The sequence below is a fragment of the Acidipropionibacterium jensenii DSM 20535 genome, from assembly GCF_000425285.1.
Lineage (GTDB): Bacteria > Actinomycetota > Actinomycetes > Propionibacteriales > Propionibacteriaceae > Acidipropionibacterium > Acidipropionibacterium jensenii.
This window is the reverse complement of the sequence record NZ_AUDD01000006.1, coordinates 1-12,781: the sequence shown is the minus strand read 5'-3', so window position 1 is coordinate 12,781 and position 12,781 is coordinate 1. Positions and strand designations below refer to the sequence as shown.

The window sequence follows — 12,781 nt, the reverse complement described above, 5'->3', positions numbered from 1 at the left end:
TTTTTCAACAGCACAGGAGAAACTGCCATGAGACGTCGTTCACTCGCCTCCATCGTCGCCGCCTGCCTGCTCGGCGCCTCCCTGGGCCTCGGGGCACTGCCGGCCAATGCCGCTCCGGTCAGCTCCAATCGGGGATCAACCTCGACGGTCTCGACCCAGGGGCTCTCCTCCATGATCTGCTTCTGGCTGCCTGCCTACTGCCGGTGAACCCCGGCTGGCCGGGCGAGACTGATTGACAGGACATCACAGGACATGACATCGGACGCGGCTGCGCGAGAGGGATTCTGGCGAGTTCCTCATCGCGTGCCGCGCCCGGTGGCCATCGTGGTGTCCTGTTTCGCCCTGCTGTTCAACATGGATGATCTCGTCGGCGCATCGACGAGGCTCGGATCCCACGGCTCCTTCGTGGACCTTCTCCGTGTCGTCCTGGGTGGGCTGGCCCTGGGGATCGTGTGCTGGTTCCCCAGGATCGGAGCTGTACTGGCCTGGCTCGCGATTCCAGTCACCATCGTTAGTGGGAGTATCGCTCCCACCGTTTTGGTCAGCCCGCTGGTGTGTGTGGCTGTTACGGCCACCTGCACCCTGCCGTTCATCATCATCAACGGTGTCGTGATGGTGGTGGGGACCATTGGCATCGCGATCCGGTGGATCCAGTGGGTCCATACCCCGGTGCCGATCCTGTGGACCGGTGCCTTCCTGCTCTCGGCCAGCACGGCCCTGGGAATGGCCCTGCGCGCCCTGCTCGGGTCCCGGGCCGAACGGCGTCTCCAGGACAGACGCATCGCCGCCATCCAGAAGCAGGCCGAACAGGCCGCCGAGCACGAGCGCCAGCGTCTGGCCCACGACATGCACGACTACGTCGCCCACGAGCTCACCGTGATCATCGCCGCCCTGGCGGCCGCTCGCACCAGACGGCCGAGCCACCAGCAGGATCCCGATCAGGACGCGGCCCTGCTGGAGACCGTCGAGACCACCAGCCGCAAGGCTCTCGACGAACTGAGGCGGGTGCTGCGCCTGCTCGACGGCGAGGGCGACCCGGTCATCGGATCACCGGTACCCGTCTCGGGCGCCCCCCGGGCCGAGCCCGTGGAGACGATGATCACCGATGCGGCCCAGGATCTGGAGGCGATCGGGGACGAGGTGACCATCAGCATCAGTCCCGACGCGGCCTCCCTGGTTCCCCCGGAGGATCATCGGCTCCTGCTGGAACGGTTCCTCAGCGAGGCGGTCACCAATGCCGTCAAACACGGCGGGCTGGGCTCCCGGGTGACGATCCGCGCGAGTACCTGCTCCGGCGTCCTGCAGATCACCCTCAGCAACACCATCGAGAAGGCCAGGGCCGGACTCGACGTGTCCACAGGGCTCGGCATTCGCGGTCTTCGGGAGAAGGCGGAGGAACTGCACTGCTCGGTGTCGGCCCAACCGGCGCCCGGCAGGGATGGCTGGATCGCGACGCTGAGTCTGCCCGAGGATCTCGCGGCCTGAGGCTCCGGCCACGCGCGTCCTGGTCGACCAACGGCTGGCCGACCGGGACGCCGTAGTCCCCAGATCCCTCGTCGGGCCAGGGACCCGACACCACCCACTCAACTCCCTCGAAGGCCATCTGACCAGCAACTTTCGTCCGGACTTTGCCGGTCCCGGACCCGACTTTCGGTCAGCCTCGGCCGGGGGTTGCAGTCGCCCGACCGGCGGGACCGGTTGAGCGACCCAACCGGTTGACCGGCCCGACTAGGTTCATTCCTGACTGTTGTCACCAGACTGGGAGAACTCATGGCCACGGCACTCATCGTCGTCGACGTCCAGGTCGACTTCTGCGAGGGCGGATCGTTGGGGGTGGACGGCGGAAGCGCTGTGGCTGCGAATGTCGCCCGGCTGCTGGAGTCCGACCACGGGTACAGCGCACTGGTCGCCACCCGCGATCACCACATCGACCCGGGCGATCACTTCTCCGACCATCCCGATTTCATCGACAGCTGGCCGCCGCACTGCGTGGTGGGTACTCCCGGCCAACAGTTCCAGTCCGCGCTGGGGGGCAGTCGGTTCGACGCCGTCTTCGACAAGGGCTCCTACCGGGCCGCCTACTCAGGCTTCGAGGGCACGATCGGCGGTGGTGACGACGGGGTGACGCTGGCGCGATGGCTGCGGGACCACGACATCGACCGGGTCGACGTCTGCGGCATCGCGACCGACTACTGCGTGCGGGCCACCGCACTTGATGCCGCCCACGAGGGGTTCTCCACCCGGGTTCTGGGCCCCCTGACCGCGGCGGTGCACCCCGACGCCGTCCCGGCGGTGATCCAGGAGTTCGCCGGGGCCGGCATCCAGTGGCAGGCCTGAGGTCCGCCAGAAGGAGGACCAGCAGGGCTGCGAACCGACACGACGAGGACCGACAGAACGCACACCGGCACCAGGGCCGGCCGCACCCGGTGGGTTCAGCGTGCCGTGTCGGCCTCCAGCGCGATCAGGAAGGCCTTGGTCGCCAGCCCGCCGCGGTAGCCGCCCAGTTGACCGTCGCTGCGCACCACCCGGTGGCAGGGCAGCACCAGGGGCACGGGGTTGGTGGCACATGCGCTGCCGACCGCCCGCACCGCGCGAGGCCGGCCCAGTCGTGCGGCGACCTCGCTGTAGGTGGCCGTGGTGCCATAGGCGATTGCGGGAAGATCGGCCTGCACGGCGCCCCGGAACCCGACCAGGACGGTCGGGTCGACCGTCAGGTCGAAGGTCCGTCGCCCCCCGGTGAGGTACTCATCGATCTGCCGGGCGGCGTCCTCGAGGCGCTCCGGGTTCTGACTCAGGCCGGCGCCGAGGGTCCGCGAGAGCGTGTCCAGCACATCGTCGAAGTCCTCGTTGTCGAAGGCGATCCGCACCAGTCCCCGGCCGGTCGAGGCCACCAGCAGCGCTCCGATCGGGGTCTGGAGGATGCGGTAGGAGGCCTCGAGGGCCTCGGTCCCGGCACTCACCACGCCGCCCCGGTGGACTCGAACTCGTCGCGGCGCCCGGCGATGAGCCGACTCAGCAGATCAACCGGAAGCCCGGTGTCGTAGGGCAGCTTGATGAAGCCGGCTCCGGCATCGAATCCCGCCGAGGCGACGTCCTCCGCCACGGTGGAGAAGTACCGGGTGGGGAACCTCAGTGAGGCGTGCTTCTTGAACGACTGCAGCATCACCAGCCGGGTGCCGTCCTGGACGAATGCCGGGGTGTTCCAGTGGAGCACCTCCTCGGCACGGGGAAGCTCCTGCTGGCACAGTCGTCGCAGCTCGCCCAGGTGCGGCTGAGCCACCCCGGGCAGTTTCGAGTAGTAGTCAGAGACGTTCGCGCGTCTGGCCTGAGCCATCGTGGTCCTCCTGTTGTCCGGCCGGCGACGGTCCCGGACCACTCTAGGTGGCAGAGGGTTTCGTCCCGGGTGTCCGGAGAGAGGCCTCAGGCGACGGCGTCGTCGACCCCGCAGCTGGCGAAGTACCGCCGGCAGCGCGCCGGGCTCCAGCCGTGGGCCTGGGACAGGCCCTCGCTGAGCATCCGCAGGTAGCGCTGCTCGGGCTGGTTGGGCACCACGTCCGCTGCGCGTTCGGGACAGGTGAAGGTGAGCATCGCGACCCCCTCCCGCTGGCCCACCCGGACCAGGGTCTCGTAGCGGCCGGGGCCCGCGACATGGCGACCGCCGGGCACCCCGGCCCTCACCACCGCCTCCAGCGGACTGCTGCCTCCCGGTTCCCGGTGCATCTCCTGGGTGGCGACGTCGACGAACTGCTCGGTGCTGATGAGTTAGGCGCGACCGGGTGTCGGGCCCTGGCAGTCGGGGTCGTAGAAGCCCATCCCGTCTCCCCAGACCGAGGATGTGCCGGCGAAGAACAGCCGCCCGGGAAGCATCACCGCGGCGTCGGCGACCGGCGGGGTGTGGTCGCGGGCTCCGGGGTAGCTGACCCGCGCACCGGGCGGCCGGCCACCCTGGAGGTAGCAGGCCAACCGGGACGCGTTCATGTTCGACCCGTAACTGACGTACCAGACGTGATCGGCGTTCATCGCGGTCCAGTGTGCTTCACGACGTCCGTCCGGTCGCCGGTGTTCGGATGGCGACACCCCCGGCGAGCTGCTGGGCGGCCAGCTCGGCGTAGAGCCCGCCCCGGGCCATCAGGTCGGCGTGGCCGCCGCTCTCGATGATGCGGCCGTCCCGGATGACGTGGATCAGGTCGGCGTCGACGACAGTCGACAGCCGGTGGGCAACGGTCAGCGTGGTGCGGCCGTGGGCCAGGGCGTCGATCGCCTCCTGGACCAGGTGCTCGGAGACCGTGTCGAGGGAGGACGTCGCCTCGTCGAGGAGGAGCACCGGCGGATCCTTCAGCAGGACCCGGGCGATCGCGATGCGCTGCTTCTCGCCTCCGGAGAGGCGGTACCCGCGCTCCCCCACCACGGTGTCGTAGCCGTGCTCGAAGCCGACGATGACGTGGTGGATGTTGGCGGCGGTGCACGCCTCGATCAGCTCCTCGTCGGAGGCCCCGGGCCGGGCGTAGCGCAGGTTCTCGGCGATGCTCGCGTGGAAGAGGTAGGTCTCCTGGGAGACGATCCCGATGTCGTCGATCAGGGAGGCCGACTGAAGGGTGCGCACATCGGCACCGGCGTAGACGACACGGCCCTCGGAGGCCTCGTAGAGCCGTGAGATGAGGGAGAGGATGGTGGACTTCCCCGATCCCGAGGGTCCGACCAGGGCGATGTGCTGACCCGGTTCGGCGACCAGGCTCACATCGTCGAGGGTCGGCCTGGAGCCGGGGGCGGCGTCGGGGTACCGGAAGGTGACGGCGTCCAGGACGATGCGCCCGCGGGGTCCGGGGGCCTCGGCGACCGGGCAGGCGTCGGGCCTGTCGCGGACCGCCGGAACCAGGTCGAGGTACTCGAAGATCCGGGCGAACAGGGCCTGGGAGGTCTGGACCTCCAGGGTCACCCGCATGAGGCCGACCAGCGGGTTCAGCAGCCTCGCCTGGACGGTGGTGAAGGCCACCACGGCGCCGGCGGTGAGACCGGACCAGCCGCCGATGATCAGCCATCCGGCGAGCAGATAGATGATGGCCGGCACCGACGCCATCAGAACCTGGACGACGGCGAAGAAGCTCTGCCCGCTCATCGCACGGCGGACCTGCAGACCGACCTGGTTCCGGTTCTCGGTCCGGTACCGGGCGGCCTCGGCGGCCTGCCGGTTGAACGACTTGGCGAGCAGCACCCCCGAGACCGACAGCGTCTCCTGGGTGATCGCGGTGAGTTCGGACAACGACTCCTGGGTCTGGCCGGCGATCCGGGCGCGGATCTGACCGACCCTGCGCTGGACCACGACCAGGACGGGCATCAGGATGACGGCGACCACGGTGAGGCGCCAGTCGATGAGCACCATGGCCACCAGGGACGCGATCACGGTGACGGCATTGCCGAGGATCGAGGTGACGGTGGAGGTGAGCACGCTGGAGACCCCGCCGACGTCGTTCTGCAGCCGTGACTGGATAACGCCGGTGCGGGTATGGGTGAAGAACCCCAGTTCCATCTCCTGGAGGTGCTCGTAGAGCCTGACCCGCAGGTCGCCGGTCACCGAGTTGCCCACCGTTGCGGTGAGCCAGGTCTGGAACACGTTGAGCGCGGCCGCCAGCAGGTAGAAGCCGATCATCGCCGCCACCAGTCCGGCCAACAGACCCATCACCGGATGACTGCCGGGTGGGAAGAGAGCCTCGTCGAAGACCCTCTTGACCAGCAGCGGCGGGATGACTCCCAGTCCCGCACTCACCACCACGATGATGCAGGTGACCGCGATGCGGCCCCGATAAGGAGCGAACAGGCTCATCGCCCGACCGCGCAGGTTCTCGATCCGGGGAGCCTGGGCGTTGATGGCGCGCTGGGCGGTCTCGTCGATCCGCCGCATCCCGCCGGTACGGACCATGCCAGGGAAGCTCATGCCCGAATGATAGGAACCGGGTCCCAGATCAACCCAGAGCCCGAAGATTCAGAGTCACGACAAGCGCGAGCACGACCGCCAGGACGGCCATGATGATGAGAAACGGGCCCATGCCCTTGCGCTGCTGCCTGACATGCCCGATCGAACCGGTCGAGAACTGGTGCATGGGTGCGGCGTAGAAGACCGGGACGCACTGACCCGCAGCCAACTGGAAGTCCAGGGATGCCTGGCCGTAGGTGCGCGTCCACTGGGCGAAGGCGTCCACGTGGACCGGGCCGGCGGGCACCGTGATCCTCTGCCATCCGTAGTGAGCACCGATGTGGTGGCCGTTGATGACCACGGTCGGGGTGATCATGTTCGAGGTCATCACGGAACCCTGGATCGTGAGATCCACGGCGCCCATCAGAGGCAGCGCCGGATGCGGGGTCGGATACTGCGGGGTCGGATACCGCGGGGTCGGATACCGCTGGGGCAGCTGCGCGGCCAGGTACGGCAAGGCCGGCTATTGGGGAGCCATCCCTGGGTAGGGCTGCTGCCATGGGGAGGCCCCTGGCCCCGGCTGGCCGGGCGCGTCCGGGGCCAAAGGGTGCTGGGTCATGGTCGAAGGGTACTGGAGGAGTCGTCATCAGCCCGATGTCGAGCAGCTCAATCGCGTCGGTGCGTGCTGATCCAGTACCGGCGCTCGCACCGTCCGTTCTCGAGAGTCACGGTGTTCTCCAGTGCGCCACCATTGCACTCGATGACGCCGATCGATCCCCGGTTGACGTCATCGCAGGTGACGAGCGCCCGCTCCACACCCAGACCGCTGAGGATCTCCAGGCCCTGGCGCAGCATCTCCGATCCATATCCGAGACGGCGGAAGGCGGGCCGAACCGCAAATCCGATGTGCCCGCCCTCGCGCAGCAGCGAGGGCGTGAGTGCATGACGCATGTGGACACGGCCGACGATCTGCTCACTGACCACCGCGACGAGCATCGTGGCCGGAACTCTGCCCTCGGCGAGTCCCACGCCACGGCGGACCCGATCGGTGTCGCGCAGATACTCGCTCCAGGACTGCCCCTTCTTCCCGAGCATGAAGTCGAAGTCCTCTGCGGCGAGCTCGGCCTGAGCTGCCCGCACAGAGACCTCGTCCCCCGGCAGCGGCTCGCGCAAAAGCAGTGGTATCTGCGCCTGTTGTCCGGTCATGTGACCTCCCACCGTGTGATTCGGTTTGATCCTGTCAGTGGTAGTCAACGATCTCCACCTTGTATGGTCCGTACTGAGCCTGCCCTAGTCGCATCTACCCGGTAAGGGTGCGGCCCGCCCACTGTTCGGAGAGGGAGGCAGCCCGTTCAAGCCGGGCCAGGTCCGGGAGACTCACTTCTCAGTGGGAGATGTCGGAGTCTCCACAGTCACACACGTCACGCATCAAGGCAGCACTTGACCAGGTTCAGCTCAGTAGTGGTAGCGGGCCTGGAGGATCACGAGGTCATCCCCGTCGACGAGATACACCAGCCGGTGCTCATCGGTGATACGGCGCGACCATGCCCCCTGCGCGCCATACTTCAACTGCTCCGGTTTCCCGATACCAGCGAACGGCTCACGAAGGCAGGAGTCGATGAGCGTGTTGACTCGCTTCAGCACGCGACGATCGATGGTCTGCCAGTGCGTGTAGTCCTCCCATGCAGACGGGTCCCAGACCAGCCGCACTCAAGCATCCTCGTCCGCACGGTCGAGGGCGTGCGTCTCGACCTTCCCAGCGCGGGCACGCTCGTAGGCATCGAGCAGTCGCCGAGCATTCGCAGGTGAGCGGAACAGATAGGCCGTCTCCTGCCAGGCCGTGTACTCGTCGGCGGGCATCAACACTGCGTTGCCCTTGCGGGAGACGATCTCGATGGCCTCGCGGTCTTCATTGATGCGCTCGATGAGCGGGAACAGCGTCCTGCGCGCCTCGCTGGCACTGATAGACATGATCACGATCCTCCTCGTGCGTCTCTGGTACGAGATTATGGTACCACTGGTGCGTCGATGGTCGACGGCGCGCAGGACCTGTCCGCCACGTCATACCCGATGACGTTTTTCGGTGACGGAACTCGACCCCGTTCCTCGCGTTGATCACGCTGAAGACCGGTTCTGTGCGCACAGCCAAGATGGCTGCAAGCGCATCGGCATCGTCCGGCTAGGCTGAACGCGTTTCGAGGGATAGTCAGGACCTGACGAGTGCAAGCCAGGCGCGTAGTCGGAGAAATCGTTCATGCGCCCCGCAGTGGTGTGATTGACGCGACGGTGTCCCGCAGTGCACGCCGCTCCATGCGCAACTCGTAGTTCGATTGCAGGTTCATCCAGAACTCCTCGGACGTCCCGAAGTACCGCGCCAGCCGGATCGCCGTGTCCGCAGTGATGCCACGCTTGCCGTGCACAATCTCGTTGATTCGCCGCGGCGGAATGCCAATCGACACCGCGAGCTTGTTCTGCGTGATCCCGAAGCCCTCGATGAAATCCTCCATCAGGATCTCTCCCGGATGGATCGGCTCGATCAGGTCGCTCTCAGCGGTAGTCGACGAGTTTGACACTGTCCGCACCTCCCTCTCCCCAGACGAAGCAGAGACGCCATTGCGCGTTGATGCGGATGCTGTGCTGACCACGACGGTCACCGTCATGAACGCTAGACGTTAAACCGGAACTCCACCACGTTCCGTAGCCGAATAACCTTTGACGTCCATTGGCTCCATGAGTGCTGAGCCTCGGCGGGCCGCCGTCTACCTGCGGATCTCTCAGGATCGCGAGAACCGTCGCCTGGGTGTGGACCGCCACAGGGAGAACGCCGAGGCGCTCATCAAGGCTAGAGGATGGACTCCAGCAGGGGTCTACGAGGACAACGACATCTCCGGCAGTGGAGTTCTCCGATGGCGCCATCGCCCCCGCCCTGCTGGGCGAGGACCTGACCGTGGGGCCCTACACGACCGTGGCGGGCACGCGCCTGCCGGCCGCGCGGTGGGCAATCGCGGCGGCGCCGGCCGGTGCCAGCGGCGGCCCGAACGGCCCGGACGGCTTCCGGGTCACCGGGCGGCGCCCGCCCCCGCCACCACGAGGTCGATGAGCCGGCGGAGCACCAGATCGACGTCCTCGCCGTCGATGCGCACCCGCCGGGAGCGGTTGAGCTCGGCGAGCACCCCGGTGACGATGAGCCGGGCGCCGGTTGCCGCAGCCGCGCCGGGGGCGCCGGCCCGGTCGTGGCGCAGGCGCGCGGCGATCTGCTCCTCGAGCCCCTCGACGCGGCCGAGGACCCGCTGGCGGTGCGGCATATCCGCACCGAAGAGGATCTCGCGGGCGACCCACGTCGTGGGCTCGGGCCAGCGGCGCATCGCGGCGACGAACGGCGAGATAAGGGCCGCGATCTGGGCCGCGGGCTCCCCCGCCGCCGGCGCGGAGCGCGGCGGGGCCGTGTTCGCCTGCTCGTGGGCGCCCCAGAGCGCCTCGGCGACCATCATGAGCAGCTCCGCCTTCGTGGCCGCGTACTGGAAGACGGTCCCCTGCGCCACATCCGCGGCGCGCGCGACCTCGCTCATCGAGGTCCGTTCGAACCCGCGCTCCTCGAACAGCGCGCGCGCCGCGGCGAGGATGCGGGCGCGCTTGTCCGCCTTCGCCCGCTCGCGCCTGCCCGGCGCCGCCGCTTGCCCGTGCCGCATGGCATCTTGAGTCCTCATACCGCGATTGTAGTCGACTCATTATTGAGTACACTCAATTACGAGGCCGGATGACCGCCGTCCGGCACGCGTCGGGAAGGACGGACCATGGAACACACGGCAGGCAACTACGAGGCATTCGCGCGCCCCCGCCCCGCGCGGCACGCCCAGGAGACGAAGGCCTACATCGTCGGCAGCGGGCTGGCCGGGCTCGCGGCGGCCGTCTTCCTCATCCGCGACGCCGGGGTCCCCGGCGCCAACGTCACGATCCTCGAGAAGGGCGGGATAGCCGGCGGTGCGCTCGACGGCCTCGACGTCCCGGAGAAGGGCTTCGTCATCCGCGGCGGCCGGGAGCTGGAGAACCACATGGAGTGCCTGTGGGACATGATGCGCTCCATCCCCTCCCTGGAGCTCGAGGACGCCTCCGTGCTCGACGAGTTCTACTGGCTCAACAAGGACGACCCCAACTACTCGCTGCGCCGCGCCACCGTGCGCCGGGGCGAGGACGCCGGCCACGAGGGCCGCTTCGACCTGCCGAAGCGGGCGCAGAAGGACCTGTTGAAGATCTTCCTCGCCGAGCGCTCCGAGATGGAGGGCAAGCGCATCGACGAGGTGATGGGCCGCGAGTTCCTCGACTCGCCGTTCTGGATGTACTGGCGGACGATGTTCGCCTTCGAGGAGTGGCACTCCGCGCTCGAGTTCAAGCTCTACCTCCACCGCTTCATCCACCACATCGGCGGGCTGCCCGACTTCACGGCGCTGAAGTTCACGAAGTACAACCAGTACGAGTCCTTCGTCCTGCCGCTCATGCACTACCTCACCGAGCACGGCGTCGTCTTCCGCTCCGGCACCGAGGTCCTCGATGTGGACTTCGCCCACCGCAACGGCGAGATCCGCGCCACCGCGATCCGCTGCCGCCGCGACGGCGCCGAGGAGACCATCGAGCTCGGCGCGCACGACCTCGCGCTCATGACGATCGGCTCGCTCGTGGACAACTCCGATGACGGCGACCACCACACGCCCGCCGCCCTCAACGAGGGCCCGGCCCCGGCCTGGGACCTGTGGAAGCGCATCGCGAAGAAGGACACGGCGTTCGGGCGCCCGGAGGTCTTCTGCTCCTCGATCGAGGAGACGAAGTGGGAATCGGCCACCGTCACGACGCTTGATGAGCGCATCCCCGCCTACATCGAGCGCATCGCCCAGCGCGATCCGTTCAGCGGCCGCGTGGTCACCGGCGGCATCGTCACCGCCGAGGACTCCTCCTGGCTGCTGAGTTGGACGGTCAATCGCCAGCCGCACTTCAAGAAGCAGCCGAAGGATCAGATCGTCGTCTGGGTCTACGGACTGTTCGTCGACGTCGACGGCGACTACGTGAAGAAGCCACTGGCGCAGTGCACCGGCGAGGAGATCACCCAGGAGTGGCTCTACCACCTGGGCGTGCCCGTCGAGGAGATCCCCGAGCTCGCGGCGACCGGCGCCCGGTGCGTGCCGGTCATGATGCCCTACGTGACGAGCTTCTTCATGCCCCGCCGCGCGGGTGACCGGCCGCAGGTCGTGCCGGAGGGAGCGGCGAACTTCGCGTTCCTCGGGCAGTTCGCGGAGACCGGCCGCGACACGATCTTCACGACCGAGTACTCGGTGCGCACCGGCATGGAGGCCGTCTACGAACTCCTCGACGTGGAGCGCGGCGTGCCGGAGACCTGGGGCTCCACGTACGATGTGCGCGACCTGCTCGAGGCCTCGTCGCGCATGCGCGACGGCAAGAAGGTGGAGATGCCCGGCCCGGCCGCGCTGCGCGGCTACCTGCGCGGCAGGCTCGAGCACGGGGAGATCGGCCAGCTCCTCGAGGAGCACGGCCTCATCTGAGCCCCGCCCACCGCGGGTGCGCCTCGGGCCCGGTCCCGAGGCGCGCCTGGGCTGGTCCCATGTCGCCCACCGCTCCCCTCGGCTCCGAATCCCGCCTGCCCGCCGCCTGGCGGCCCTGGCGCCGGCCCCCGCCGCTGCCCGGCGATGCCGAGTCCGCGGGCCTGGTGCGCCTGCTCATCGTGGGCATCAACCCGAGCCCGCCTTCATGACCGTGGGAGGTCCTCGTCGAGCGGACGGATCCGTGGGTTGGACGTACGAGGCAGCTCCCAGCCCTGCTGCTCGTGAACGCTGAGGGTCATGCTCGTGACGTGCTCGGTGAGCTCGCTGAGCTCCGGGCCGTCATGACCCTTTGACCGGAGGTAGCGGAGGTTTTGGCCGAGCACCTGCGCCCAGGACATGAGAGGTTCAGGCTCTTCAGTCGCCGGTCGATCGAGTCGTCCGGCCTCGCCTGCTCCATGACTAGCCGGCCGAAGGTAGCGCCGAGGGTCCGCTCGGAGTCGAGCCATAGATCGAGACCTTTCCACTCGTCGCCGAGCTTTTCGACGAGCTCCATCATCGCGATGCGAGGATTTGTCAGGCGATCGTTGATTGGCTCAGCTGCGGGATCGAAGCCGACGAGGCGCTGCACCGCCTCCTGGAGCTTGGACCAGCACGCATCGGCAGCCGCACGCCGAGACTCCTCAAGCGCTTCCTTGGCGCGAGCATTCGCCAACCAGGTGCCGAGCCCGGCAACGACAAGTGAGAGGCAGGAGATTACGAAGGCGGCGACGTCCATGCGGGCATCTTCCGATCGACCGCACAGCAGCATCGCGAAGCGCTACGTTGCGGGAAGGGGACTGTTATGCGGTCAGGTATCTGCAAGGGACAACGCGGCACGAATCCCATCGGCAGTGGGCTCCCTTACGAGCGGGTAGAACCTATTCCAGCAGCGTGCCTGCGAGAAGAGGTAGGCAATCGCGCGGCGCTAGATGTACTTCCCCGTGAGGTTGTGAACACGTTCTGAGGGGGTCTGGCCGCCGATACCGGTGTGGGGTCTGTGGTGATTGTAGTGATGCAACCATTCCGTGTAGGCCGCTTCGCGTTCAGTTTCACTGGTGTAGTCGCGGGCGTAGGCCCACTCGGCGGCCAGGGACCGGTTGAACCGTTCGACCTTCCCATTGGTCTGAGGCCGGTACGGCCGGGTCCACTTGTGACCGATCTTGGCGTCGTCGAGGACCTGGCTGAAGACCCGGGACCGGTAGCAGGCCCCGTTGTCGGTCATCACGGCCTTTACGGCGACCCCGATGGATTCGAAGAAGGTCAGAGCCCGGGTCATGAA

17 protein-coding genes are annotated in these 12,781 nt (G+C 67.7%); 4 read left to right on the top strand and 13 right to left on the bottom strand.

Translation table 11 applies throughout. The features are described from left to right. Positions 1 to 27 precede the first annotated feature (27 nt). The 3 genes from H590_RS0104960 (at position 28) to H590_RS0104950 (ending at position 2,337) form a co-directional block, all read left to right on the top strand. Positions 28 to 207, top strand: coding sequence for a hypothetical protein (locus H590_RS0104960; RefSeq protein ID WP_028702693.1), 180 nt, complete (start codon positions 28 to 30; stop codon positions 205 to 207). Between the two features lie 45 nt (positions 208 to 252). After that, a complete protein-coding gene (locus H590_RS0104955; protein WP_084149283.1) occupies positions 253 to 1,485 on the top strand; it encodes a sensor histidine kinase in 1,233 nt (410 codons plus the stop codon). Between the two features lie 285 nt (positions 1,486 to 1,770). Continuing rightward, entirely contained in the window at positions 1,771 to 2,337 is a 567-nt protein-coding gene (locus tag H590_RS0104950; protein ID WP_028702691.1) for an isochorismatase family protein, read from the top strand. Positions 2,338 to 2,432: 95 nt separating this feature from the next. Here the strand turns inward: H590_RS0104950 and H590_RS14985 are convergent, their stop codons facing one another. The 11 genes from H590_RS14985 to H590_RS14965 all read right to left on the bottom strand — a co-directional run bounded on the left by H590_RS14985 (position 2,433) and on the right by H590_RS14965 (position 9,618). Further along, positions 2,433 to 2,960 (bottom strand): methylated-DNA--[protein]-cysteine S-methyltransferase, encoded by a 528-nt coding sequence (locus tag H590_RS14985; RefSeq protein ID WP_197720493.1) that lies wholly within the window; start codon positions 2,958 to 2,960, stop codon positions 2,433 to 2,435. Then, positions 2,957 to 3,334, bottom strand: coding sequence for an iron chaperone (locus H590_RS14980; protein ID WP_051238192.1), 378 nt, complete (start codon positions 3,332 to 3,334; stop codon positions 2,957 to 2,959). Before H590_RS14980 ends, H590_RS14985 begins: the two co-directional genes overlap by 4 nt. An 86-nt stretch (positions 3,335 to 3,420) precedes the next feature. After that, a complete protein-coding gene (locus H590_RS18875) occupies positions 3,421 to 3,720 on the bottom strand; it encodes a hypothetical protein (RefSeq protein WP_197720494.1) in 300 nt (99 codons plus the stop codon). A gap of 42 nt (positions 3,721 to 3,762) precedes the next feature. Further along, entirely contained in the window at positions 3,763 to 4,020 is a 258-nt protein-coding gene (locus tag H590_RS18870) for a hypothetical protein (RefSeq protein WP_197720495.1), read from the bottom strand. 16 nt (positions 4,021 to 4,036) lie between these two features. Next, complete coding sequence (locus H590_RS14970) at positions 4,037 to 5,932, bottom strand: ABC transporter ATP-binding protein (protein WP_051238191.1); 1,896 nt, start codon at positions 5,930 to 5,932, stop codon at positions 4,037 to 4,039. A 28-nt stretch (positions 5,933 to 5,960) separates the two neighbouring features. Next, positions 5,961 to 6,299: a hypothetical protein gene (locus tag H590_RS0104925; protein ID WP_127843543.1), complete on the bottom strand. Its 339-nt coding sequence runs from the start codon at positions 6,297 to 6,299 to the stop codon at positions 5,961 to 5,963. A gap of 278 nt (positions 6,300 to 6,577) precedes the next feature. Then, entirely contained in the window at positions 6,578 to 7,117 is a 540-nt protein-coding gene (locus H590_RS0104920; protein ID WP_028702689.1) for a GNAT family N-acetyltransferase, read from the bottom strand. Positions 7,118 to 7,366: 249 nt separating this feature from the next. Next, the gene (locus tag H590_RS0104915) at positions 7,367 to 7,621 is read right to left on the bottom strand and encodes a Txe/YoeB family addiction module toxin (protein WP_028702688.1); all 255 of its coding nucleotides are present in this window, start codon (positions 7,619 to 7,621) and stop codon (positions 7,367 to 7,369) included. Beyond that, a complete protein-coding gene (locus tag H590_RS0104910) occupies positions 7,622 to 7,882 on the bottom strand; it encodes a type II toxin-antitoxin system Phd/YefM family antitoxin (RefSeq protein WP_028702687.1) in 261 nt (86 codons plus the stop codon). A gap of 281 nt (positions 7,883 to 8,163) precedes the next feature. Beyond that, positions 8,164 to 8,484 carry a HigA family addiction module antitoxin gene (locus H590_RS19085; protein ID WP_028702686.1) on the bottom strand — a complete coding sequence of 107 codons (321 nt, stop codon included), beginning with the start codon at positions 8,482 to 8,484 and terminating at the stop codon, positions 8,164 to 8,166. 486 nt (positions 8,485 to 8,970) lie between these two features. After that, entirely contained in the window at positions 8,971 to 9,618 is a 648-nt protein-coding gene (locus tag H590_RS14965; RefSeq protein ID WP_197720496.1) for a TetR/AcrR family transcriptional regulator, read from the bottom strand. An 87-nt stretch (positions 9,619 to 9,705) separates the two neighbouring features. On the opposite strand from H590_RS14965, the gene H590_RS0104895 reads away from it, so the two are divergent. Then, on the top strand, positions 9,706 to 11,463 hold the full coding sequence (locus H590_RS0104895) for an oleate hydratase (protein WP_028702685.1): 1,758 nt from the start codon (positions 9,706 to 9,708) through the stop codon (positions 11,461 to 11,463). 295 nt (positions 11,464 to 11,758) lie between these two features. Here H590_RS0104895 and H590_RS14960 read toward each other — a convergent pair whose 3' ends face one another. Then, positions 11,759 to 12,238, bottom strand: a complete 480-nt coding sequence (locus tag H590_RS14960; protein WP_197720497.1) for a hypothetical protein — start codon at positions 12,236 to 12,238, stop codon at positions 11,759 to 11,761. 189 nt (positions 12,239 to 12,427) lie between these two features. Further along, on the bottom strand, positions 12,428 to 12,781 hold a 354-nt coding region (locus tag H590_RS0104885; protein ID WP_028702403.1), incomplete at its 5' end, for an integrase core domain-containing protein.

Bases quoted from the DNA above. Each gene is read 5' to 3' on its own strand.
- H590_RS0104960 (WP_028702693.1), top strand. From the start codon at position 28: ATGAGACGTCGTTCACTCGCCTCCATCGTCGCCGCCTGCCTGCTCGGC.
- H590_RS0104955 (WP_084149283.1), top strand. From the start codon at position 253: ATGACATCGGACGCGGCTGCGCGAGAGGGATTCTGGCGAGTTCCTCAT.
- H590_RS0104950 (WP_028702691.1), top strand. From the start codon at position 1,771: ATGGCCACGGCACTCATCGTCGTCGACGTCCAGGTCGACTTCTGCGAG.
- H590_RS14980 (WP_051238192.1), bottom strand. From the start codon at position 3,334: ATGGCTCAGGCCAGACGCGCGAACGTCTCTGACTACTACTCGAAACTG.
- H590_RS18875 (WP_197720494.1), bottom strand. From the start codon at position 3,720: ATGCACCGGGAACCGGGAGGCAGCAGTCCGCTGGAGGCGGTGGTGAGG.
- H590_RS18870 (WP_197720495.1), bottom strand. From the start codon at position 4,020: ATGAACGCCGATCACGTCTGGTACGTCAGTTACGGGTCGAACATGAAC.
- H590_RS14970 (WP_051238191.1), bottom strand. From the start codon at position 5,932: ATGAGCTTCCCTGGCATGGTCCGTACCGGCGGGATGCGGCGGATCGAC.
- H590_RS0104925 (WP_127843543.1), bottom strand. From the start codon at position 6,299: ATGACCTCGAACATGATCACCCCGACCGTGGTCATCAACGGCCACCAC.
- H590_RS0104920 (WP_028702689.1), bottom strand. From the start codon at position 7,117: ATGACCGGACAACAGGCGCAGATACCACTGCTTTTGCGCGAGCCGCTG.
- H590_RS0104910 (WP_028702687.1), bottom strand. From the start codon at position 7,882: ATGTCTATCAGTGCCAGCGAGGCGCGCAGGACGCTGTTCCCGCTCATC.
- H590_RS14965 (WP_197720496.1), bottom strand. From the start codon at position 9,618: ATGAGGACTCAAGATGCCATGCGGCACGGGCAAGCGGCGGCGCCGGGC.
- H590_RS0104895 (WP_028702685.1), top strand. From the start codon at position 9,706: ATGGAACACACGGCAGGCAACTACGAGGCATTCGCGCGCCCCCGCCCC.
- H590_RS14960 (WP_197720497.1), bottom strand. From the start codon at position 12,238: ATGGACGTCGCCGCCTTCGTAATCTCCTGCCTCTCACTTGTCGTTGCC.